The 1,209-nt window shown below is 57.6% G+C and carries 3 protein-coding genes; all 3 read right to left on the bottom strand.

Annotation, left to right across the window (positions count from 1 at the left end):
* Positions 1–368: AMP-binding protein (locus tag I554_RS27115; RefSeq protein ID WP_152528733.1), on the bottom strand; the 368-nt coding region annotated here is incomplete at its 3' end.
* A 115-nt stretch (positions 369–483) separates the two neighbouring features.
* Complete coding sequence (locus tag I554_RS26105) at positions 484–930, bottom strand: MaoC family dehydratase (protein WP_024578147.1); 447 nt, start codon at positions 928–930, stop codon at positions 484–486.
* A gap of 15 nt (positions 931–945) precedes the next feature.
* Positions 946–1,209 (bottom strand): hypothetical protein (locus tag I554_RS27455; RefSeq protein ID WP_024578270.1); only part of this gene is annotated, 264 nt, incomplete at its 5' end.

Consider the following 1,209-nt stretch of genomic DNA (forward strand, 5'->3'; position numbering starts at 1 on the left):
GAGGGGAGCTTGCTGCGTAACGAGCTGACCGTGTCACCAAAAGCAGCGTCGTACACAAGCGCACTCGCACCGGAGTGGTTCACGACATATTCGATCTCGCTTGCGACAAAGCGGAAATTGAGCGGCACAACAGCTACGCCCATCAGGGCCGCCGCCTGATAAAGTTCAAGATAGCGGCTGCTGTTTTGCATCAGCAGCGCAACACGATCACCCGGCTTGATTCCAATCCCGGAGAGAGAGTTCGCCAGACGGCGCACCCGCGACCAGAGTTGTTCGTATGTCTGAGACCCCAGACCAGATATAATGGCTGTCTTCCGTGGCGTGTACGTCGCAAACCAATGCAACGCATCCCCGATACGGCTCGGCATGGCGCTCTCCCTGTCGCTCGTTTATTCTTCGAACGATCGTACGTTTGATTATTTTATTCAATGAAGCAGCACGTCGCAGGGCGGGGCCGGAAATTCCGGCCCCGTGTTCTCTGAATCAATCCGGAAGGTTGTAGCCGACTTCGGCAAATCCAATTAGATCGCCGGTGGAATCCTTGCCTTCGACCAGCACCTGAACCCAGTTCTTGCCGGGACCATTGAAGTGCTTCTGCTTGACCTTAGCCGTCGCGGCGACCGTTTCACCGACCTTCACCGGCTTGGTGAACTTGGCATCGACGTAGCGGATGGAGCCACCGTTCTTTCCGATCACGCCCCATGCCCGCGTCACCACCGATGCGAGAGTGGACATGGTCATCATGCCGTGCCCGACGGTGATAGGCATTCCGAAAACCTGGGCGCGCGCCGCCCATTCCTCGTTGGTATGGACGGGGTTCATATCCAGCGATGCGAGCGCGTAGTGATCGATGGCGGACTGAGCATAGGACTGAGCGACGCCCGGAAACGCGTAACCGGTGTCGATCTCGCCGAAGGTTGGATTGGACATTGAAAAACTCCTCGATCAGGCGTTTGCGAAGCGGGCGACATCCGCCTGCGTTTCTGGAAGAATCAGCGAGCACCACCAGCGCGCCTTGAGCACGCCCTTCTCATTATGGAAGTCGAGCCGCATCTGAAGGTATGGCTTGCCGCGCTGAACGAATTTTTGGGAGGTAGTCACCGTGGTCGTGATGACTTCACCGTACTTGAACGGCTCGATGATTTCGATCCGCTGCTGCGGATTGCGCGCGCCCGGCGTGCGGATCCATGTCCCAATGCCTTTTTCGCC

Source organism: Afipia sp. OHSU_II-C1, from assembly GCF_000497575.1.
In the GTDB taxonomy this organism is placed as follows: domain Bacteria; phylum Pseudomonadota; class Alphaproteobacteria; order Rhizobiales; family Xanthobacteraceae; genus Afipia.